The sequence below is a fragment of the Helicobacter canis genome (assembly GCF_900451095.1).
Taxonomy (GTDB): domain Bacteria; phylum Campylobacterota; class Campylobacteria; order Campylobacterales; family Helicobacteraceae; genus Helicobacter_B; species Helicobacter_B zhangjianzhongii.
The window spans coordinates 1987583-2007910 of the sequence record NZ_UGHV01000001.1; the positions used below are offsets into that span (position 1 = coordinate 1987583).

Sequence of the window (20328 nt, forward strand, 5' to 3'; positions counted from 1 at the left end):
GCTATCGCTTTCTCTTTTTTTCTTCAGTAAATCACTTTTTAGATTCTAGGTATTTGGATTCCTACTCTATATCCATAAGGTCGTGCAAAGCAAAGTGCTAGATTCTAGCGATTAGTAATTGTCTCTGGGTAGAGATCGTGATTGGCTAGGCGCATTTGTGCCATTTGCTGATATTGTCCCTTGCCATAATTACAATACGGATCGATACTTAGCCCACCTCTTGGGAGAAACTTCCCCCACACCTCTATATAATGCGGCTCTAAAAGTTTGTTTAAATCTTTCAAAATAAGGTTCATACAATCTTCGTGAAATGCGCCGTGATTGCGGAAGCTAAAGAGATAGAGCTTAAGTGATTTGGATTCTACAATGAGCGTATCTGGGATATAGCTGATATAAATAGTAGCAAAGTCTGGCTGCCCTGTGATCGGGCATAAAGAGGTGAACTCTGGGCAATTAAATTTGACAAAATACGCCACATCTGGGTGGGGATTTGGGACTGCTTCTAGCAAGCTTGGCGCGTAGTTATGCTCATAAGTCGTGCGTGAGCCTAGGGCTTTTAAGTCTAAATCATTTGCCATTGATACTCCTTGGTATAAATAGCAAAGCTAAAGCAAAACCTATGCCTTGATACGCATTGCAAGCTCGCGCAGCATAGAATCCACTTTTGCTTCTAGCGCGGGAAGCGTGCTGCTATTGTCTATGACAATATCACTTTGGGCGAGTTTTTGCCCTAGTGGCATTTGTGATTGGATTCTAGCTTTTGCCTGCTCTAATGTGAGTGTGTTTCTTTGCATTAAGCGCGCAAGCTGCAAGTCTTCTCTAGCACTCACACACACCACCATATCCACACCATAGCGCGCCCTCCCACCACTTTCAAAAAACAATGGTATATCAAGGAAATACCACTTTTTACGCGCTTCTAGCATACAGGCTTTAGCGATGATTTGAGCGTATATGCGTGGGTGAGTTATGGATTCTAGTAAAGTGCGCTTTGCAGGATCGCTAAAGACAATCTCCCCGAGGGCTTTGCGATTGATTGTAATAGGTCCATTAGATTCTACAATACCCTTGCCAAAGGTGCCAACAAGCACGCCAGCACATTCTTCAAGCACACAATGCGCGATACTATCAGCACAGATAATCTCAAAACCACGCGCTTGCAAAAGCCTACTAACGCTACTTTTTCCACACGCTATACCGCCTGTCAGCGCGACTCCATAGCGCAAGGAGAGAGACTTGGCAAAAGTGGATTCTAGGGAGCTAGAATCCACTTTTTCTAGTTTTTGACCCACGGCTGCAAAGTGCTTGCTAAACGCGTGGGCATAGCAAAAGCGGCATTATGAATATCAGCATTATAGAAGCTAAGATTATCAAGCATATCAGCCCTTTGCAGCCACAAATCAGCCAAGGGATGCGTAGCCTTAGAAGCAAATACAAAAACCTCATCGCCAAAAAATGGCATAGCAAATGGCATAGTGATAGAAAATAGCGCACTCACGCTACTTAACATCTGTTTGCACTCATCTGCTTGCAAATACGGATGCGGAAGCCTTGCGATAAATACCCCATCTATATATAGCATACGGCTTAGTCCATCAAGCTCGTGGGCATTGGGGGTGGCTTGGTGAATGATTAGATGATATTTACCTAGCGGCAGATCAATCGCTTTAGCATACAGCCCAAAGTCTCTATGCTCGCGCACACTTTGAAAATGCGGCAAAAAGCTTATAAGAGAATCTAGCACCTTGCTATCACTCTGTATATAATGTATAAGCATATTATGCTTAAGTAGCTCAAAAGCAAGCTCGAGATTAAACCCCCCAAGTATAAGAGCTTGATCTTGTGGGGATTCTGGGGTTTTGACCTGCAAGCAGCAAGCCCCAATATGTGCGATAAACTCACTCACATAGCCCAAATGGCATTCAAGCAATAGCTCGCGCTCATCGATAAGAGCAATTTGCCCAAATTTTTTGCTTTTAAAAATTTCTAAAATATGATCACTTCGCACATCAAGGGTTTTTTCTTCGATGGCATATTCTTTATGAAAGTCTGCGCTAAGTTGGTGATTGAGCCACATAATAAATCCTTTATAATGATGAATATGCTGCGATTATAGCGTATTTACCCACGCTAGAATCCACTTTTAGCCTAGTGGCTAGCTATCTTGTTTGTGTTTTACTTTTCTGCTCTTTTTGGATTCTCTTTAATTCTTTTTCAAATTTTTTACGCCGTAATATTGGCAGTCTATCGACAAACAAAACACCATCTAAATGATCCATCTCGTGCTGCACCGCTATGGCAAGCAAGCCATCTGCCTGCAAGACTCTCTCCACGCCAAATCGATCTTGATACCCTATACTTACTGACTCAAATCGCTCAATCTCTTCATAAAATCCCGGGACAGACAAGCAGCCTTCTTGGTAGGTTACTATGCCTTGAGTTTTTAGCAAAGTGGGGTTAATAAGCTCTAATCTATCTTCTTCATATTGCTGCCCATCTTCTTCGCGCGGCAGGGTGATCACAAGCGCACAAATAGGCTTATTGACCTGAATCGCCGCAAGTCCTATGCCATTTGTAGCAATCATCGTTTCATACATATCATCAAGCAAAGTATGAAGCCCCTCATCAAATTCCCTAACTTTTTGGGATTTTGTCTTAAGTCTTTTGTCTGGGTATTTAACTATCGGCAGAATCGCCATTGATATCATCCTGCTGGTAGATTTTGCAATGTCGCTTTTCATCAAGCGCGATTTTTAATGTCGAAAGGCACGCGCTTTGTGTCTCTTCAATAGAGCGTTCTGGCATAATTTTTGCGATACTTGAGGTTACATCAAGTTGCAGATTCATATCCCCTACAAACACATCAGTTGTCTGGGCTGATTGGTAGAGAAACACACAAAGCTCTTGGGCTTCAATCAAGTCCGAATACTTTAGCAAGATCCCAAACACACCATCACCCATATATGCGATAAAATCGCTAGTTTGTATGTGTTTTTGCAAAAATTTCGCCATAGTCTTTAGAAGAATGGTAAAAACAGGAGAATCCTGCCCAACCTGATGAGATAAATCTTGAGACAGAGTAATGTAGATCAATACTGAAGAGTGATTAAACTCCAAACAGAGCTTTTGCTCTTTAAGCAAAACATCAGTAAAGTAGCTTTTATTATACACATCAAGATTGAGATCATAGACAGAATTTTGGCTGATTTGCTTAAGGTTTTTATCAGTCTTTGCATAAAGCTCGCGGATTTGATCAAGCTGCTTGGAAGTGATCTTTGTAACTTTCGTCATATCGCGGATAAAAAAGTCCATCACATTGCGCATAGTGAGCTTATTATCTGCTTGCTCCACATCTTTGGAATATTGCTTTACTACATTTTCAGCGATTAAGAAATTTTGATACACGACAGACATACAGCCAAGCACCTGCTTGATAATGCGCAAGCTCTCGCCTACGGATTTCTCAAACACAAGTGCGCGATTTTCTAAATCTGATTGCATACGCATAATAGTGCGGATTTTCTCCCTAATGGCTGGCGGCTCTTTTTGCAAAAACTTCTCAAAATATAAGCGGTAGTTTGAAGGTAGGCAAGGCAAGGATTCTGCTTGAAGGGTATGGATAGTGGTCTCTGAAAGGCGATTTACCACCTCTATGAAATCACCACTTTCTCCAGATCCCGGCGCAATATCAGAATGCACATCCGGATTGATCCCCGATAAGAAAGGATTAGAGCCTATATCAGAGGCTTTTTCTTGATTTTTCTCCATTGTCTTCCTTGCTTATGTGATCTATTTAATGCTTTTTGTCAAAACCTTATCGATTAGTCCATAATCCTTGGCTTCTTTAGCACTCATAAAAAAGTCTCTTTCTGTATCTTGGGCGATTTTTTTCAGTGTTTGCCCAGTGTTACTAGCCATAATTTCATTAAGCACTGACTTAAGTCGTAAAATCTCTTTGGCTTGGATCTCTATATCTGTGGCTTGTCCTTGCGCACCACCAAGAGGCTGATGAATCATAATGCGAGAATTTGGCAGAGAATATCGCTTGCCCTTAGCCCCGCAGCTAAGCAAAAACGCCCCAGCACTAGCAGCCTGCCCTATGCAAATCGTGCAAATATCTGGACGGATATATTGCATAGTATCATAGATACTAAACGCACTTGTGATCACGCCTCCGGGGGAATTGATGTAGAGATTGATGTCTTTTTCTGGATCTTCTGCTTCAAGAAACAATAGCTGGGCAACAATGGAGCTTGCTACCATATCGTTAATCTCCCCACTTAGCAAAATCACGCGATCTTTAAGTAGCCTTGAGTAGATGTCATAGCTTCGCTCACTGCGCCCTGTTTTTTCAATCACATAAGGAATATAGTTCATCGCATTAAGCCTTTGGAGTTTTTTTGGTTGTTTTGGGTTTGGTGGCTTTGGCAGGGCTTTTGCCTTCATTAGCACTAGAATCCACTTTTGTAGAATCCGCCTTTTTGGAGTCCGCTTGGCTAGAATCCACTTTTGTAGCCTTTGCTTTTTTATCGAGCAAGCCGGCTTTTTCATCAAGCAGATGATGCAGCACGCGATCTTCTATCATTGCCATTTTTACTGCAGGGATCAGCCCATTTTCTCGATAGTATTCAAGCACCTCTTTTGGATTTTGACCTTGCATCATTGATTCATAGTAAATAGCCTGCATTACTTCATTGTCATTGATAGTAATGCCCTTTGCCTTAGCGATAGCATCGACAATGAAAGTAATCTTCACACTCTTGCGCGCCTCATCACGGAAGCTCTCGCGCTTATCTTTGGCTTTTTGCACATCTTGCTGATAATCTTTTAGCTCATCTGGCGCGATTGTGGAGAGCGCATTGCGGAATAGCACATCCATTTCTTGCTCGACAATAGCATCGGGCAAATCAAAGCTAAAGCCGCTATCAAGGGCTTCAAGACATTTTTGCTTCATTTCATCATTGTAGTGGCGGTTTTTCATCTCTAGGGCAAGTTCATCTTTCATACGAGATTCTAGCTCTGCAAGCGTCGCATCATCTCTGCCTAGAATCTTTGTCGCAAGCACATCATCAATCGCGCATTTTACGCGCTCTTGGATTTTATTGATCTTGACCTTGAAAGTCGCGAGTTTGCCTGCTAGCGCACTTGAGTGATAATTCTCCGGGAAATTGACCTCAATGCTCTTTTCTTCGCCATTTTTGACACCTATAAGCGCATCTTCAAAGCCGGGGATAAACTGCCCGCTGCCAATCGTGAGATCAAAGCCTTCTGCCTTGCCGCCTTCAAAAGCTACGCCATCAACAAAGCCTTCAAAGTCAATATTGACAATATGATCTTTTTTGACTGCTTTATCTTTGGATTCTACTAGCTCACCTTGCGATTGTGCCATCATATCAAGTCGCTCTTGTATGTCTTTTTTCTCTGGCGTGGGGATTTTGGGCGTGGGGATTTTGGATTCTAGGGCTTCTAGGCTAAATTCTGGAATCAATGAAATAGCAATCTCCACCTCAATTGCCTCTGCCCCTTTATCAAACTTCGTGATAATAGGATCGCCGATGAGCTGCTGGGGAGTGAGCTGCAATTCTTTGAGTGCATTTGATAGCATATCTTGCACAAGCTCTTTTTGCGCGTCTTTTTCTAGGGAATCTTTGTAGCGAGATTTGACAATTTGCACAGGCACTTTGCCGGGTCTAAACCCAGCGATTTTAAGTGTCTTGCTTGCTTTTTGCGCGATAGATTCTAGCTTTTTCTCAAGATCTTGAAGCGCGATTTTGCCTTTTGCGATCGCATTGGCGGTGTTGGTTTTGCTTGTTTGAAGATTCATACCATATCCTTGAAATGTGAGTAAATCTGGGCATTTTAGCCAAAAATATCAAAAAACATTATAAAATTACACGATTTGACTTCTTAAGGAATGTAATGTCGCTCCGTGTGCTTAAACACAAACTCGCCTCGCGCCCAAATCTCTCGCCACAATATGGTGTCATCTCCAAGATCACACCCACAATCATCTATGCCAAGGGCATTAGCCCATCAGTTGGCGATATTGTAAAAATCACGCACAAGGATTCTAGTCAATCGCTAGGGATTGTTACGCTAAGCGATGGGCAGAGCTTCGGGTTTAATCCCTTTTCTTTCGTGGAGCATTTTGGGATCAATGATATTGTGATGATTGAGAAAAATGGCTTAACTTTCCCTATGGCAGAATCTATGCTTGGGCGCGTGTTTGACCCACTTGGCACATCCATTGATGACAAGCCCCCACTGCTAGAATCCACGCATTTGCCTATCATCACGCCGCCCATTCGCGCACTAAAGCGCGGCATTATCGATGAGGTCTTTGATGTAGGCGTGCGCTCAATCAATGGACTACTTACCTGCGGCAAGGGGCAGAAGCTTGGGATTTTTGCCGGATCTGGCGTGGGGAAATCCACCCTTATGGGAATGATTGTGCGCGGCTGCAAAGCTCCAATAAAAGTCATCGCTCTTATTGGTGAAAGGGGGCGAGAGGTGCCGGAGTTTATCCACAAGTCCCTAGGCGGCGATCTTAGCAACACCGTGCTAATCGTAGCCACAAGCGATGACTCGCCTCTTATGCGCAAATATGGCGCATTTAGTGCTATGGCAGTGGCGGAGTATTTTAAGTCTTTGGGGAATGATGTGCTGTTTATTATGGATTCTGTTACGCGCTTTGCTATGGCGCAGCGAGAGATTGGGCTAGCCCTAGGCGAGCCACCTACAAGCAAGGGCTATCCGCCATCAGTGCTCACACTTATGCCCCAGCTTATGGAGCGCGCAGGTAAAGAAGAGGGCAAAGGCTCTATCACAGCATTTTTCACCGTGCTTGTAGAAGGCGATGACTTAAGCGATCCTATCGCTGATCAAGCTCGCTCAATCCTTGATGGGCATATCATTTTAGAGCGAGCTTTGACAGATTTTGGGATTTATCCGCCTATCAATATCCTAGCTTCTGCCTCGCGCGTGAGCAATGACATCATCACCAAAGAGCACAGGGAGCTGATACAGAAATTCCGCCGCTACTACGCGCTGCTAAAGGACAATGAGATTCTCCTACGCATAGGCTCTTACCAGCACGGCAGCGATCCCGAGCTTGATTACGCGCTGGCGATCAAGCCTGTTATGGAAGAATTTTTAAAGCAAGCAGAAGATGATAGCGTGAGCTTTGAAGAAGCTCTAATAATGCTAAAGGCGGTGTTTGCGCTGCCACAAAGCGAGCTTATGCAAAATCCAAACACATAGATTCTATCTCTTACCCCAAGGATCACAATGGCGCAGCAACAAGTCGTATTTCTCACAGGAGCAAGTAGCGGGATCGGCAAAGAGACAGCGGTGATACTCCATAATGCAGGCTACAAAGTCTATGCCGCTGCTAGGCGCATAGAGTGTATGCAAGATTTGCAGGATATGGGGATTTGCGTGGTGTTTATCGATCTGCTACAAGAAGAATCCATTAGGTTATGCGTAGAATCCATTATGCAAAAAGAGGGCGGTATTGATATTTTGATTAGCAATGCTGGGTATGGATTCTACGGCGCGGTGGAGGATACGCCGCTAGAATCCGCTAAAGCACAGCTAGAGGTTAATCTCTTTGCCTTTGCGCGCTTGGTGCAGCTAATCGCCCCTAGTATGCGAGCAAAGGGGGCTGGCAAAATCATCGCTGTAAGCTCCATAGCTGGCAAGGTATGGACACCCTTTGGTGGGTGGTATCACGCAAGCAAGTTTGCCCTTGAGGGGCTATGCGATAGCTTGCGATTAGAGCTAAAGCCCTTTGGCATTGCAGTCATCATCATTGAGCCCGGCGGGATTAAGACTGATTGGGGGATTATTGCTGCAAGGCATTTGCGAGAGATTAGCGAGAGTGGCGCGTATAAGCAGCAATGTGAGCATTATGCTAGGGCATTGGAGCAAACTTATCAAGGCTCTTCACTCTCTAGCCCTAGTCTCATCGCACACACCATCTATCAAGCCATCTCTGCCAAAACCCCTAAAACACGCTATCTTGTAGGCTTTATGGCACGCCCTATGCTCTATGCTAAACGCCTTTTGGGGGATAGGCTGTTTGATACAATTATCGCCTATGCGTGGGGCAAGAGGTGGTAGTGAAGTGGTAGTAGAATCTAGCTACCACGCTTCATAACTAGATGTGATGGCTAGGGGTTTTGATTGAGAATTGCGCGAAACAAGATTCTACCCTAAAGTAGTTACAACGAAAATTTTTGTAAAAATTATGTAAATATTTACTTTTATATTTCATAATTCCACCCAGCCGGATGGCATATCCGGCTAACGCATTTTGAGAGTGTCTTTTACATTATCTTAGTTTTTATGCGTTGCTCTCCTTTTTGTTTATTTAACTCCTTATCATCTTATCGCTCCCCCCTAGCGATAAGGTGTTAATCTATCACTTCATACAACAATCCCCAACAAATCCCACAAGCAATAAAAGATAAACACAATAAAGACTAGAATCCAGCATAAAGACTAGAATCCAGCCTAGATGTCAAGTCCCTAGAGATAATTGACAAGCGACATTTGGTTGATCCTACTTGTAGAGTTCATCACAGCATTAAGGTTTGTCGTGATATTAGAAAATTTATTATAAGTATCTGCAATATCCGTGCCGATATTTTGTCCTTTAAGCCCTTCAATCTGTGTTTTTAAAATCTCGTGGCGGCGTATGACATTTTCAAAAGTCTTGCCGTGTGAGCCATTGAGCGCGATGATTTTTTCTATATGATCGCTTAGGTGGTCAAATGCCGTTATGCCATTTTGCACGCCTTTATTACGCATAATAGCCCCATACGAATCCTTTGCCCCTGCGCGATACACGCCCTTTCTCACTGCTTCGATAATCTCATCAATTTCTTTAAAAAAGTTAATTTCTGGTGTATCGATTGTAAGCGCATTATTGGCATTTAAGCGCAGAGAATTTGTATTGCGCTGTAATGTATCGTGTGAAAAATCATTGCTACTTGCATCATAAAACATCACATTCATTCGCGTAACAGAGCGCATTTTGTCTTGGATCTGGATTCTACCATCTGGGGTCATTGCCACATCAAACATTCCCTTTGCATCAGTAAGTAGCTGGACATACGCATCTTTGGTCGCTTGCACGACACCACCCTTTGGCGGCTCTACTGCTTTATAAGAATTATGATCCTGGTTGCTATAATTTAGTGCGATACTTAGCGCATCCATAAGCTGGCGATATGTTACATCATCAGGCTTAGTAACGCTCACTCCGGGCGGCTCATCGATAGGGTTAAAAAGCGGGATCGTGTAGTCTTGCCCATCTTCTGCGACATTTGGCAGCAGCATATATGCCCCTGCTTCATCAAAGACAATGCGCGCTTCTATCTGCACACCATTCATATCATTGACTTTTAGCACATAGCTTTGTCCCTCAATGCTCGCCCCCACCACATCGCTAAGTTTTGTCTCGCCATTTGCATAGCCACTGCCATTTGCCAGCACTTGCGAGAGACTAGAAGTAAGCTTTGAGCCCTCTACTTGAAAAAATGTCCTATCATACTCATTGCCATAATCTGTCGGCACACCATCAGTTTGTGCGCCAAATTCATCAAGCGTTGTCAAAGCGATCGAGAATCCGTGCTCACCATTAAAGGGCGGATCTTGGAAGTCGTGTGCTTGATTGGCGACATTATTATCAATCACAATCAAACGCCCCTTGGTGATTGATACATCAATATTACCGCCAAAATGCTCTTTAATCGCTTGGGCAAGATCCCTAGCAGTAGCCCCCTTAATATCAAAGCGCAAGAAATCTAGCGGCTCTTGATCTTCTCCTGTGTTTATCTTGCCATCTGGCGTATTTGGACGGGTCCCGCTAATAAGCAGTGTCGAGACATTAGGAGGGAAGAGATCTTCAAGCTTTGTAGTCATTTCTGCGGCTTTATTATCCCTAGTGATAAAAGCCGTAGGCAGCTCTACTTTGCGGAAGTCGCTTTTGTCCGTTACGCCAACGATGGTAGATACCACCCTATCTGTCAAAAACGCACTTTGATTATAGGCTGTAACGCGCGCGCCATTAGTGATCAAATCATCAATATTATCGACATTCATATCGCTTGAAATCATATGAAAATCTACCCCTGATTTACCGGGCTCTAAGTCTTTGATCTCTATTTGCCCCCATTGATTAAGTGTAACTTCTACGACTTTATTTAACGCCGTATTGCCAAACTCCTTGCCAATGCGATCAAGCAAGTCCTGCACCTTTGTCGCTCGCGCATCATTAGAAAATCCTTTATCCAAGGCAAATTTAGACTTAAACACCGAGCCATCAGATCGCACACCCCGCAGATAAAAATACTCCGGCACATCATTGCTAGGGTCGCTATCATCATCGCCGATCAAATCGCGCAAAGTATCGCTGGCTTTGATATAGACTTCTTGGGAGAGATTGCTGCGGTTTGAGCTATCCATAATGCCCGGGTGCAGCTTGGATTGATTAAGCATTTTTAGGTTTGTGGTGATGATACGCTGCTTATCACTATCCCTGCCAAAAAACAGCTCCTGCCCTGTTACATTATATGGCACGAGATTATGCGAGCTTACTAGGACATTGAGCTTTTCATCATTGCCGTGGTAGTTGCCATCTTCATCAAATGGCGGGTGATCGACTCTACTCCCGCCAAAGATGAAATTCCCACCGATAGAAGTATTTGCTAGGCTTAGAAAATGCTTTTTCAACGCCTCCATATCATTAGCGATAGCCTCACGAGAGGCAGGAGAGTGTATGTCGTTTGCCGCTTGGATTAGCTTTGTCTTAAACTGCACCATTGTCTCTGATAGATCGGATAAGGTTTTATCAGTATTAAGCGTGGCAGTTTGTGCGTGCTCGGCGACATCAATGCCTTGGGCTAGGGTGTTGATCTCATTTTCAAAGCGGAGATTTTGATTATACACGCTCGCATCTTGGTAGCCGTATTGGATTTTAAGCCCAGAAGCAATCTGCGTATTTTTGTCATTAAGCTTGTTTTGCAAGGTGTTTTGGTAGTGGTTCATTTGGTTATACTTGGTCCCAAATGTGATACGCATAGAATCTCCTTAGAACTTAAAATCCTAGAATCCACTTTTTCACTTGTGGCGTTGGCTTTTGGACTAGAATCGCAGATTGCTTCATCTTGCTTCGTCAATAGACTCCAAGTCTTATTTCCTTGCAAGCCTTGCAAACCCCAATTCTAGCCTCAAAATCCTTCCGCCTACAAGGTGGTTATCAAACATACTTTCAGCCTCTGTTTCATCGCAAATCCTGCCGCCTGCGGCTTAACCTTTGGGCATTTTTGTCAAAACCCTAGAATCCGCGGCGTTTTAAAGCGATTTTGTCAAAAGTGGATTCTAGGTTTTTGGATTTTTGGCGTTGCTAGAATCCTCGTTTCACACCCCATCTCCTAATGCAAAGTAAGCAAAAAAGGTGCCACTTTAGATCCTGCCCCTTACTTCCACGCTTGGGTGAGGATCTTTGTGTAGTCTTTATAAATGTGCTTGGCGTTTGGCAGAAGCTTATTGCTTACCTTTCGCAATGGATAGATCGCAAAGTTTTTGCCCCCACTCTCATAATGCGTCCAAATAAGCTCTGCACGCAAATCGCTTAAAGATACCCTAGGCACAAACCCCCCCTCTGCCCCAAGCCTAGCAAGAAGGGCTTCACGCTTTTTTGTATCAAACAAATGTATGCGCACAGAAGTGAGCATACCCACGCGCTTGTTTATGCCCTTTTGCGCGGAGATGAGATTGCCGTGCGAGTAGATCACAAGGGTGTTGCCGATTTTTTCAATAGGCTGGATCACATGGGGGTGATTGCCGATGACAATATCCACGCCAAGGCTCGCTAAAAGCGCGGCAAACTCGCGCTGCTCCTTGCTTGGGGCAAAGTCGTATTCTATGCCCCAGTGCATTGAGACAAGCAGCAAATCCACCTTATCTCGCAGGGCTTTGACATCGCGTATAAGCATATCTTTGGTATAGACATTGACAAGGTATTCCTTGCCCTTTGGGATAGGGATACCATTGGTGCCATAAGTGTAGGCAAGCAGCGCGTAGGTAATGCCATTTTTCTCATAGATTCTAGGCTTATCTCTATCCTCTTGACTTGCATAGCTTCCAGCAATGGTAATTGGCATTGCTCGTGCGATAGATTCTGCCTCTTTTGTATGCCAATACGCAAGCATTGCCCGCACACCGCGCTCGCCTTTATCAAGCGTGTGGTTATTGGCTAGTGAGATGAGATTAAAGCCAAGGGAAAGCATCGTATCGCCAAATTCTTGCGGGGAGTTAAAGCTTGGATAGCTGCTAAGCCCAAGCTCTGTGCCGCCTAAAATGGTCTCTTGATTGTAAAATGCCAAGTCATAGCGTGCGATGAGTGGGGCGATAGGCGCAAACATCTTGGCAAAGTTATATGTGATAGCACTAGTGCTAGAATCCACTTTTTGCGCATCTGTATATACCGGCGTATGCAGCAGCGCATCGCCTGCCATCACAAGCGACAAAGAATGCGCGCGCGTAAAAAGCCGCTTCGTGCGCTTAGGTGGAGAGTCTGGCGCGATCTTAGCTTGTGCCTCTTGGGCTGATTTTTGCGGCGTATTTGCGCTGGATTCTAGCTCTTGTGATGAAGTGGATTTGACAAAATTAGATTCTACTGCAGTGTCTTGAGACACTGCGTGCAGCGGATAAGCGAGCCATAAGCACGCAAGATAAGCACAAATCCACGCCTTAGATCTATGTAGATCGCTCTTGGTAAGAATCATAAGCCCATTTTGCCCGGGTTCAAAATATTGTTTGGATCAAATGCCTGCTTGATTGCCTTAAACAAATTCATCTCTTCTTGCGTGAAGGCTAGGTGCATAAAGGGGGCTTTGGATAGCCCTATGCCGTGCTCGCCACTAAGCGTGCCTTCTAGCTCCACCGCAATGGCAAAAATCTCTTCAATACACGCATAGCCGCGAGCTAGCTCATCTTTATCATCGGGATTTGGCACCATCACATTCGTATGCACATTGCCATCGCCCGTATGCCCAAAGCAAGGGATCTTAAAGCCATATTTCTCGCTCATCTCTTGGATCCTAGCAAGCAGCTCTGGCAAGCGAGAGCGCGGCACGGTAATGTCTTCATTTAGCTTCTTTTTGCCATAGATTGTGATACTCTGGCTTGCATTGCGTCTTGCAAACCACAAGTCCTCTTCCTCCTTAGAATCCTTAGCTACGACAAACTTCGTGCAGCCATTTTCCATAAATCGCGCTTCTAGCTTGCTAAGATCAGCTTCTAATGCCTCTGGCAAATCACCATCAACTTGCGTGATCAAAATCGCCCCAGCGTCCTTTGGCAGCCCCTTATGAAATCGCTCTTCAACCGCTTGGATAGAGAGCTGGTCTAAAAACTCCATAGCCACAGGCGTAATCCCACTTGCCATACTTCTATACACCGCATTCATCGCATCTTCAATGCTTGCAAACACCCCCATAGCCGAGCGTTTGTATTGAGGCTTGGGCAGCAGCTTCAAAGTAAGCTCTGTGATGACTGCAAGCGTGCCCTCACTAGCGATCAAAATGCCTGCTATGTTGTAGCCTGCGACATCTTTAATCGTCTTTTTGCCTGCGCGGATAATATCGCCATTTGGCAGCACCGCACGCAAGGCAAGCACATAATCTTTGGTGATCCCATACTTTGCCGCGCGCATTCCACCGGCATTTTCACTGACATTGCCCCCTAGCGTGCTGTAATCTTGGCTAGCTGGATCTGGCGGGTAGAAAAGCCCTCTTTTTTCCACTTCGTTTTGAAAGATTTTATTCACCACGCCGGGCTGGACTCTAGCAATGAGATTTTTCTCATCGATTTCTAAGATTTGATTGAAGTGCTTCTCAAGGCTTAAGATGACCCCACCACTAGCAGGCAGAGCCCCACCTGTGAAGCCACTCCCCGCCCCGCGCGGCACAATGGCGATTTTGTGGGTATTGCAGTAGCGTAGAATCTGGCTTACTTCAGCCTCATCGCGCGGATATACCACCGCATCTGGCTCATATCGCTCCCTTGTAGCGTCATAGCAGTAGGCAAGCAAATGCGCCTTATGTGTGTGGCAATTATCTTTCCCTACTATCGCACTTAATGCTTGTATATGTGTGGATTCTAGCATAGCAGCTCCTTAGCCCTTAGTTATCTTACTCTTGTCTTGGCTCACGCCCATCTAGTGCAATCATATCTATACCCACATCAACAATGCTTTGCTCTCACTTACCCTACTCCTTTGACGCCTTAAAATCCTTGCCCTGCGCGATTAGCGCGTCATAGTAGCGAAAATACTGCTTGGAATACTTTTTGAACAATGCCGTATCAAGCGATCCGCTAGAGGCATACTGCACTCTAGAGAAAAATGGCGCGATCGTGCTAGCATTTTCAAGCTCACTCGTGGAGAATTCGCGCTTTTCTAGCACCACTAAGCTTTGGCAGTCAAGGATATTAAGCGACTCTGTAGCGATCACAAATAGCAAGCCTGCATTATAGATCCTACACACTTTATTTAAAAATGCAGGCTTGGGGTCAAAACCCCCCATATCAAACAAATACCCAATCATCAAATCAGAATTTAAAAACTCGATAGCAGGATACGCACTGCGCACTTGCTCGTAAGATTCTAGTGTAGGAGCGATGATAAAAGCGCGATTATTGAGCGTGCGGAAATACACCTCATCGCCTTTTGTGGGGGCATTGGTGGGCGAAGGCAGGTATTTTTGCTTTAGCACACTATCGGCTTGGATTTTTCCATACGCCACCCCAGAATCCACCTTTATCACCGCGACTTCTGCAATCACGCTTGCATAATTGCTATCAAATCTATGCCACACAAGCCCGCTCTCACCCACTTGCAAATCCATAGCAGGGATCTCTATAATCTGTGCTTTTTCATCAACAGCTTGGATACTAAGCTTAAGTGGATTCTGGAGCGAATGCCCATAAGCCCACAGACAGCCCATAATCATCACGCAAAAAACATATCTCACACACAATCCTTAAGCAATATAGAATCTAAACTAGCTCCCACCTACGCACCCAATCAAGTATTGTATTGATCAAAAAAATAATTGATCGCAAAGGCTAGGGCTGGGGTCTTATGATAGCTTTCATCTTTGGTAAATGCTAGTGCGCTATCGCGCTTAAGATACAATACCTCTATCTTCTCATCATCAATCCCACCGCCCAATGCTCGCTTGTCCTTCTTGGACACTTTGGCGAAAAATATCGTCTGCCTAGCCCCACTAATCCCAACTGATGTATAAAAAGTCGTGATTTTTTCCAAGCGATTAGGGCTAATCTCATAGCCGCACTCCTCAAAGACTTCTTCTACTGCAATTTCTTCTAAGCTCTTTTTAGACTTATCCACAAGCCCCGCACAAAGCTCATAGATATAGCCATCATTATTGCGCATAAACACCGCTGGGCGAAACTGCTTGACAATCACAAATGCATCAAGATCAACTTCATAAAGCATAATGGATACGCTATCGTGAGAGTGGATAATATCCCAGCTTTTCTCTATCCCATCTTGCTTATAAAATAATCGCATAGGCTTAATGAAGCGAGAATCCTTACAAGAATCCTGCCTCAAATCCGTGATCTTGGGCGTAGGAAGCGGGGAAGAGAGAAAATACTTTTTCATAACTACTCCTTGGCAAAAAGATAAAATGACTGCACACTAAAATCGCTTGCCTGCAAGGCAGCATCTATGGTCTGCTGATAGCCTTGTGCTACGGATAAAAACTCTCTTTTTTCCTTGCCGCTAAGCTCACTTTTGGCGGTGCGGATTCTACCTAGCGGGTTGATTGGCTGATTGAATTTATATACACCAAAGTGCAAATGCGGTCCCGTGCTCATTCCTGTGCTACCTACCCTGCCTATGATTGTGCCAGATTTCACATACGCACCTAAGCGAGTGTGGATACTCTGCATATGCGCATACAGCGTCTTTAGCCCACCCTCGTGCGCGATCTCTACTACCTTGCCATAGCCCCCTCGAACTCCAGCGAACACCACCTTGCCACTTGCTGCTGCGCGGATAGGCGTCCCAGCCTTTGCTACATAATCCACACCATAATGCGGACGCACGATCTTTAAAATAGGGTGCTTTCTGCCGTGAGAAAAGCGCGAAGAAATACGCGTGTATTGCACAGGGACTTCTAGCGTGAAGCCTGCCATTTCCTTTGCATTACTATCGTAGTAATGCCCATTTGTATGTAAAAATACGAAATTTTGCTTTTTAGCCGTCTCAATCATACCAGCTTGTATATTTGGTATCCCAAAGGGCTTGCCTAGCCGATAATCGCGCTCAAACACAATCGCTAGCCGATCGCCTGCGTGCATTGTGCGTGAAGCCACGCTTTTTTTGTAAATATTAGAAAACTCCGAAGCAAGCAGGACATCTGTGGTGGCATTGACAATATCTTGATAGGGGGAGTTTTGCACGGAAATGGCAAGGGTTTGTGATTTAGCAAACGCAATGATAGGGATAAAATCTAGCTTATAGGTGTCTTTAGCTTTATAGATGTGCATTTGCACGCTATCGCTAATGGGGATAAGAGCGTGGAGCAAATCACCAGCATCATTACGCAAAGTATAGTAAGTCGCATTAGCCTTGACCTCAGCGGTAAGCTCTTTATCTTGGGGTGAGAGATTGTAGTAAAGCTTTAAGGGGATAAGATTTTGCTCAAAAAATCCAAGCAGCGTTAAGCCGCTCCCCCAATTTAGCCGCTCCCCAACTGCACCATAGCCCACTTGCACACCACACAAACACACAAAAACTAATGCCGCTAGCCTCTTGCTACAAGCACGAAATAGCCAGACAATGCTGCTTTTTTTCATCATCAATGCCAAATAAACCATTAAAATCCTTAAGAAAATAGCCCAAGTATCTTTCACCAAAAGTATCTTTCATCTTGTAGGGATCAATACTGCCAATACCCATATTAAATCCGCAATTATAATAAATTTTTATGAAATCTTGAAATATTTTGTGCTGTATATTATATAATGCCTAGCCTAAACAAGCGCATTTATGGCTGTAAATGCAATCGTGAGATTCTCTACTTTTCTCTATTTTGGGAGTTGGTGTTATGGATATTAAAACTTGGTTATTTCCTACTATTTGTTTCATACTTTTTTGCTATGCGATGGTGTTTGTCGGTATCTTTACTTACCATATCAATCCAAATGTATCACTATTTCAAGATGGGCAGCAGAGAAAAGAGACAACAAATGTGGAAAATTTCCAACGCGAAATAAATAAAGCAATAAATAGATAATAAAATGCTAAAATCCTAAGCGCAAAAGGTCGATATCGATCTTATAGAAACTTAAAGGAGTGAATATGATCGGCTCTATCAACTCAAGTATCATAGCGGCTACTGCCAATACACAAGCCCAAAGAGATGAAGAAAGTAGGATTCTAGCTAGAAAAAGCAAGGACATAGAAGAAGTAGCAGAGCAAAATCGTGTCGCACAAATCAAAGAAGCCATCGAGAACAAAGACTACAAAATCGACCTACGCAAAACTTCAGAAAAAATGGCACTAGATTTGCTTAATGTCTAAAAACCTGTTTGGCTCTCTCTAAGCTACCGCTTAGGTGTGGCAGCAGGCGATAAAGGATTAAGCAATGCTGATTCAATATTTGCAAGGTGCCATACAAGATTTACATACTCTCATATCTTATACTCAGCTTGACATACAAGCCATAAAGCGTGCTGATCACGATGAAATATTCGCACGCAATATCCAAAAAGACGCGCTTATAAAAGAATTTGAGATCAAAAGATCGCTACTTGATCAAGAAGTGCGCACGCTTATGGAAAAAGACCCCCACAAAAATATGGCAGAAGTCATTGGGCAAGAGGCAGTGGATCTCTTTGGCGTGATGCGAGAATCTCTCAATGAGCTAAAAAGGATCAATAGCGATTATGCGCGTATGGTGTTTGCTGTATCAGAGTTTTTTACCTCTCTTATGGATAGACTCATACCAAAAGATCTGCCAGCCTATGGAGAAAACAGACGCATAAGCACACCAAAGCAAGCAAGCTTCCTACAAGTCCAAGCATAAAGAGTAAGATATGGGCGGGATCCTCACTTCACTAAACACCTCTTACACAGGCTTGCAAGCCCACCAAGTTATGGTGGATACCACGAGCAACAACATCTCCAATGCAAGCGATGAGTTTTATAGCCGCAAGCGCGTTATCGCCCAGCCTGAAAAGCCACTTGTTATGCACCAAGGGCTTATTATGGGGAGAGGTGTCGATGTCCAAGCCATACGCAGAATCCACGATGATTTTGTGTTTGACCGCTACACTAAGGCTGGATCAGAAACGGCATTTTTCCAAAATAGCTTTGATACTTTGCGAGAAATCTCAGCGCATTTTCCCGATGTAGATGGGGTGGGGATCTTTAATGACCTAAGCACATATTTTAACGCGTGGAAAGATCTCTCCAAAAACCCAAAAGACGCCGCCCAAAAGCAAGTGCTCGCTGAAGCTACACAAGTTTTGACAAGAAATATCCGCGACACACGCCTAAAGCTTGTAAATATCCAACGCCAAGCTAGTGAAAATCTCGAAACACTTGTCAAAGAAGCCAATCGCCTAGGTGGGCAGATCGCCCAGCTCAATCAAAAAATCGGCGAAATGGAAGATGCCAAGCAATACAAGCAAGCAAACGAGCTACGCGATAGGCGCGATGAGTATGAATACCATTTGATCGAAATCATCGGCGGCAAGGTATTTAAAGGGCATTTAAAGACAGATTCTCAAACCTCGCCCAAAACAGCGGACTTTGATGAAAACTATGTGATGAATGTCGCGCAAGGCTTTAATATCGTAGATGGCTATACTTTCCACCCTCTAACTTTGGAGAAAGAAAACAATGCCGAGCATTTAAATCGCGTGTATTATCGCACCTATGATTTTAAAGATGTGGATATTACCGATAAGATGAATGAGGGCAAGGCTGGCTCGCTTATCAATCTCTACAACACCGGCTACAATGGCACAAAAGTCGGGCATATCCAGCGTTATATTGATCTGCTTGATACATTTGCCCAAGGATTTATGGAAGCCACAAACGCCATCTATGCTCAATCTGCCGCCCACTCACTTGTAGGAGCGGAGGTGAGCTTTGAGCGCAATCAAGCCCTAAAGGATTCTGGCTACAACTTCAAAAACGGCTCATTTGATCTCATAGCCTATAACACCAATGGACAAATAGTCGCTAGCAGGAGAATCTACATCGATAATGTAACAACAATGCACGACATCGTGCGCCAAATCAATGCCAACACCGATGACAACAACGACAACAACGACACAAATGATTTTGATGACTTTTTTCACGCGCAGTTTGATCCTGTGGTGAAAAAATTTGTCGTAGAAGCCAATCGCCCTGCAGATGGATTCTATGTGGGTATCAAAGATAATGGCACAAATTTCACAGGAGCAATGGGGATCAACAAATTCCTACAAGGCGATAGTGCCAAGGATATTCACCTGCACCGAGACTATGAAAAAGACCCCACCTATATCCGCCCGTGGCTCACCCCTATCAATGGGAATTTCGATGTGGCAAATATGATGCAGCAGCTTCAATATGACAAAGTAGATTTCTACAACAAACGCACCAAAATCAACTCCACAATGAAAATCAGCGAGTTTTATCAATATGCCTCTGGACGCGTAGCCACCGACACAGAAGAAGCGCAACGCACCCTAGATACAAAAAAGTCTGTCTATGAAGCCACGAAAAAAGAGCATTTATCGATCACGCAAGTAAGTATCGATGAAGAAATGGTGGATCTCATTAAGTTTCAAGGCGGCTATGCAGCAAATGCGAAAGTCATCACAACAATTGATAGAATGATAGAGACACTGCTAGGGATTAAGCAATAGTGTGCTTGTTTAGAGTCCTTGTGTAAGCAATGCGATTGATCGCGCTATTTAGGCAGCCAAATCTCATACTCGCCTGCACACGCGAGCATATCACCCCAAAAGCCAGCCACCAACCCCCAAAAATCGCCCCTTTAATCAAACCCCCTAGAATCCACTTTTTTATTAGCGGCGTTTTCATTGTCATTGCGAGCGGATTTATCCGCGTGGCAATCCACTGCAGCTTTGTCATCGCGAGCAAGCGCGGTAGCGATTGCGTGGCGATCCACTCTCCCACTAGAATCTACTTTTGCAAAAGTGGATTCTAGGAATAAAGCCTTTTATTGTCAGGAGATTTTGCACTGACCATTTTCGCGCTAGAATCTT

20 protein-coding genes are annotated in these 20328 nt (G+C 44.2%); 5 read left to right on the plus strand and 15 right to left on the minus strand.

Annotation, left to right across the window (positions count from 1 at the left end):
• Window positions 1–104 precede the first annotated feature (104 nt).
• The 7 genes from queF to tig form a co-directional block, all read right to left on the minus strand.
• A complete protein-coding gene (gene queF / locus DX060_RS09345) occupies window positions 105–578 on the minus strand; it encodes a preQ(1) synthase (protein ID WP_115012182.1) in 474 nt (157 codons plus the stop codon).
• A 39-nt stretch (window positions 579–617) separates the two neighbouring features.
• Window positions 618–1292: a dephospho-CoA kinase gene (gene coaE / locus DX060_RS09350; protein WP_115012183.1), complete on the minus strand. Its 675-nt coding sequence runs from the start codon at window positions 1290–1292 to the stop codon at window positions 618–620.
• Window positions 1277–2077, minus strand: a complete 801-nt coding sequence (locus tag DX060_RS09355) for a spermine/spermidine synthase domain-containing protein (RefSeq protein WP_115012184.1) — start codon at window positions 2075–2077, stop codon at window positions 1277–1279. Before DX060_RS09355 ends, coaE begins: the two co-directional genes overlap by 16 nt.
• A gap of 82 nt (window positions 2078–2159) precedes the next feature.
• Window positions 2160–2699 (minus strand): peptide deformylase, encoded by a 540-nt coding sequence (def, locus tag DX060_RS09360; RefSeq protein ID WP_115012185.1) that lies wholly within the window; start codon window positions 2697–2699, stop codon window positions 2160–2162.
• Window positions 2677–3768: a nucleotidyl cyclase domain-containing protein gene (locus DX060_RS09365; protein ID WP_115012186.1), complete on the minus strand. Its 1092-nt coding sequence runs from the start codon at window positions 3766–3768 to the stop codon at window positions 2677–2679. Before DX060_RS09365 ends, def begins: the two co-directional genes overlap by 23 nt.
• A 21-nt stretch (window positions 3769–3789) precedes the next feature.
• Window positions 3790–4377 (minus strand): ATP-dependent Clp endopeptidase proteolytic subunit ClpP, encoded by a 588-nt coding sequence (gene clpP / locus DX060_RS09370; RefSeq protein ID WP_115012187.1) that lies wholly within the window; start codon window positions 4375–4377, stop codon window positions 3790–3792.
• 4 nt (window positions 4378–4381) lie between these two features.
• Window positions 4382–5824 carry a trigger factor gene (tig, locus tag DX060_RS09375; RefSeq protein WP_115012188.1) on the minus strand — a complete coding sequence of 481 codons (1443 nt, stop codon included), beginning with the start codon at window positions 5822–5824 and terminating at the stop codon, window positions 4382–4384.
• A 95-nt stretch (window positions 5825–5919) separates the two neighbouring features.
• Here tig and fliI point away from each other — a divergent pair, with 95 nt between their 5' ends.
• Complete coding sequence (fliI, locus tag DX060_RS09380) at window positions 5920–7260, plus strand: flagellar protein export ATPase FliI (RefSeq protein ID WP_115012189.1); 1341 nt, start codon at window positions 5920–5922, stop codon at window positions 7258–7260.
• A 27-nt stretch (window positions 7261–7287) separates the two neighbouring features.
• Window positions 7288–8121 carry an oxidoreductase gene (locus DX060_RS09385; RefSeq protein WP_115012190.1) on the plus strand — a complete coding sequence of 278 codons (834 nt, stop codon included), beginning with the start codon at window positions 7288–7290 and terminating at the stop codon, window positions 8119–8121.
• A 408-nt stretch (window positions 8122–8529) separates the two neighbouring features.
• On the opposite strand, the gene flgL is transcribed toward DX060_RS09385, so the two are convergent.
• The 7 genes from flgL to DX060_RS09415 form a co-directional block, all read right to left on the minus strand.
• Complete coding sequence (gene flgL, locus DX060_RS09390) at window positions 8530–11085, minus strand: flagellar hook-associated protein FlgL (protein WP_115012191.1); 2556 nt, start codon at window positions 11083–11085, stop codon at window positions 8530–8532.
• Window positions 11049–11183, minus strand: a complete 135-nt coding sequence (locus DX060_RS12200) for a hypothetical protein (RefSeq protein WP_258552286.1) — start codon at window positions 11181–11183, stop codon at window positions 11049–11051. The genes flgL and DX060_RS12200 overlap by 37 nt, the downstream gene beginning before the upstream one ends.
• A gap of 300 nt (window positions 11184–11483) precedes the next feature.
• The gene (locus DX060_RS09395; RefSeq protein WP_258552288.1) at window positions 11484–12794 is read right to left on the minus strand and encodes a CapA family protein; all 1311 of its coding nucleotides are present in this window, start codon (window positions 12792–12794) and stop codon (window positions 11484–11486) included.
• A complete protein-coding gene (locus DX060_RS09400; protein WP_115012192.1) occupies window positions 12791–14176 on the minus strand; it encodes an FAD-linked oxidase C-terminal domain-containing protein in 1386 nt (461 codons plus the stop codon). Before DX060_RS09400 ends, DX060_RS09395 begins: the two co-directional genes overlap by 4 nt.
• Before the next feature lie 103 nt (window positions 14177–14279).
• Window positions 14280–15041 (minus strand): plasminogen-binding N-terminal domain-containing protein, encoded by a 762-nt coding sequence (locus DX060_RS09405; protein WP_115012193.1) that lies wholly within the window; start codon window positions 15039–15041, stop codon window positions 14280–14282.
• 53 nt (window positions 15042–15094) lie between these two features.
• Entirely contained in the window at window positions 15095–15697 is a 603-nt protein-coding gene (locus tag DX060_RS09410; protein ID WP_115012194.1) for an NUDIX domain-containing protein, read from the minus strand.
• Window positions 15698–15699: 2 nt separating this feature from the next.
• Window positions 15700–16917 (minus strand): peptidoglycan DD-metalloendopeptidase family protein, encoded by a 1218-nt coding sequence (locus tag DX060_RS09415; RefSeq protein WP_115012195.1) that lies wholly within the window; start codon window positions 16915–16917, stop codon window positions 15700–15702.
• Window positions 16918–17401: 484 nt separating this feature from the next.
• Here DX060_RS09415 and DX060_RS09420 point away from each other — a divergent pair, with 484 nt between their 5' ends.
• The 3 genes from DX060_RS09420 (at window position 17402) to flgK (ending at window position 19965) form a co-directional block, all read left to right on the plus strand.
• The gene (locus tag DX060_RS09420) at window positions 17402–17623 is read left to right on the plus strand and encodes a flagellar biosynthesis anti-sigma factor FlgM (protein ID WP_115012196.1); all 222 of its coding nucleotides are present in this window, start codon (window positions 17402–17404) and stop codon (window positions 17621–17623) included.
• Window positions 17624–17687: 64 nt separating this feature from the next.
• The gene (locus DX060_RS09425; protein ID WP_115012197.1) at window positions 17688–18128 is read left to right on the plus strand and encodes a hypothetical protein; all 441 of its coding nucleotides are present in this window, start codon (window positions 17688–17690) and stop codon (window positions 18126–18128) included.
• A gap of 10 nt (window positions 18129–18138) precedes the next feature.
• On the plus strand, window positions 18139–19965 hold the full coding sequence (gene flgK / locus DX060_RS09430) for a flagellar hook-associated protein FlgK (RefSeq protein ID WP_115012198.1): 1827 nt from the start codon (window positions 18139–18141) through the stop codon (window positions 19963–19965).
• A 131-nt stretch (window positions 19966–20096) separates the two neighbouring features.
• Here the strand turns inward: flgK and DX060_RS12205 are convergent, their stop codons facing one another.
• Window positions 20097–20231 carry a hypothetical protein gene (locus DX060_RS12205; protein WP_258552290.1) on the minus strand — a complete coding sequence of 45 codons (135 nt, stop codon included), beginning with the start codon at window positions 20229–20231 and terminating at the stop codon, window positions 20097–20099.
• Window positions 20232–20328: the final 97 nt, after the last annotated feature.

Excerpts from the sequence above, each read along its gene's own strand:
- queF (WP_115012182.1), bottom strand. The coding sequence starts at position 578 with ATGGCAAATGATTTAGACTTAAAAGCCCTAGGCTCACGCACGACTTAT.
- DX060_RS09355 (WP_115012184.1), bottom strand. The coding sequence starts at position 2,077 with ATGTGGCTCAATCACCAACTTAGCGCAGACTTTCATAAAGAATATGCC.
- def (WP_115012185.1), bottom strand. The coding sequence starts at position 2,699 with ATGGCGATTCTGCCGATAGTTAAATACCCAGACAAAAGACTTAAGACA.
- DX060_RS09365 (WP_115012186.1), bottom strand. The coding sequence starts at position 3,768 with ATGGAGAAAAATCAAGAAAAAGCCTCTGATATAGGCTCTAATCCTTTC.
- clpP (WP_115012187.1), bottom strand. The coding sequence starts at position 4,377 with ATGAACTATATTCCTTATGTGATTGAAAAAACAGGGCGCAGTGAGCGA.
- tig (WP_115012188.1), bottom strand. The coding sequence starts at position 5,824 with ATGAATCTTCAAACAAGCAAAACCAACACCGCCAATGCGATCGCAAAA.
- fliI (WP_115012189.1), top strand. The coding sequence starts at position 5,920 with ATGTCGCTCCGTGTGCTTAAACACAAACTCGCCTCGCGCCCAAATCTC.
- DX060_RS09385 (WP_115012190.1), top strand. The coding sequence starts at position 7,288 with ATGGCGCAGCAACAAGTCGTATTTCTCACAGGAGCAAGTAGCGGGATC.
- flgL (WP_115012191.1), bottom strand. The coding sequence starts at position 11,085 with ATGCGTATCACATTTGGGACCAAGTATAACCAAATGAACCACTACCAA.
- DX060_RS09395 (WP_258552288.1), bottom strand. The coding sequence starts at position 12,794 with ATGATTCTTACCAAGAGCGATCTACATAGATCTAAGGCGTGGATTTGT.
- DX060_RS09400 (WP_115012192.1), bottom strand. The coding sequence starts at position 14,176 with ATGCTAGAATCCACACATATACAAGCATTAAGTGCGATAGTAGGGAAA.
- DX060_RS09410 (WP_115012194.1), bottom strand. The coding sequence starts at position 15,697 with ATGAAAAAGTATTTTCTCTCTTCCCCGCTTCCTACGCCCAAGATCACG.
- DX060_RS09415 (WP_115012195.1), bottom strand. The coding sequence starts at position 16,917 with ATGGTTTATTTGGCATTGATGATGAAAAAAAGCAGCATTGTCTGGCTA.
- DX060_RS09420 (WP_115012196.1), top strand. The coding sequence starts at position 17,402 with ATGATCGGCTCTATCAACTCAAGTATCATAGCGGCTACTGCCAATACA.
- DX060_RS09425 (WP_115012197.1), top strand. The coding sequence starts at position 17,688 with ATGCTGATTCAATATTTGCAAGGTGCCATACAAGATTTACATACTCTC.
- flgK (WP_115012198.1), top strand. The coding sequence starts at position 18,139 with ATGGGCGGGATCCTCACTTCACTAAACACCTCTTACACAGGCTTGCAA.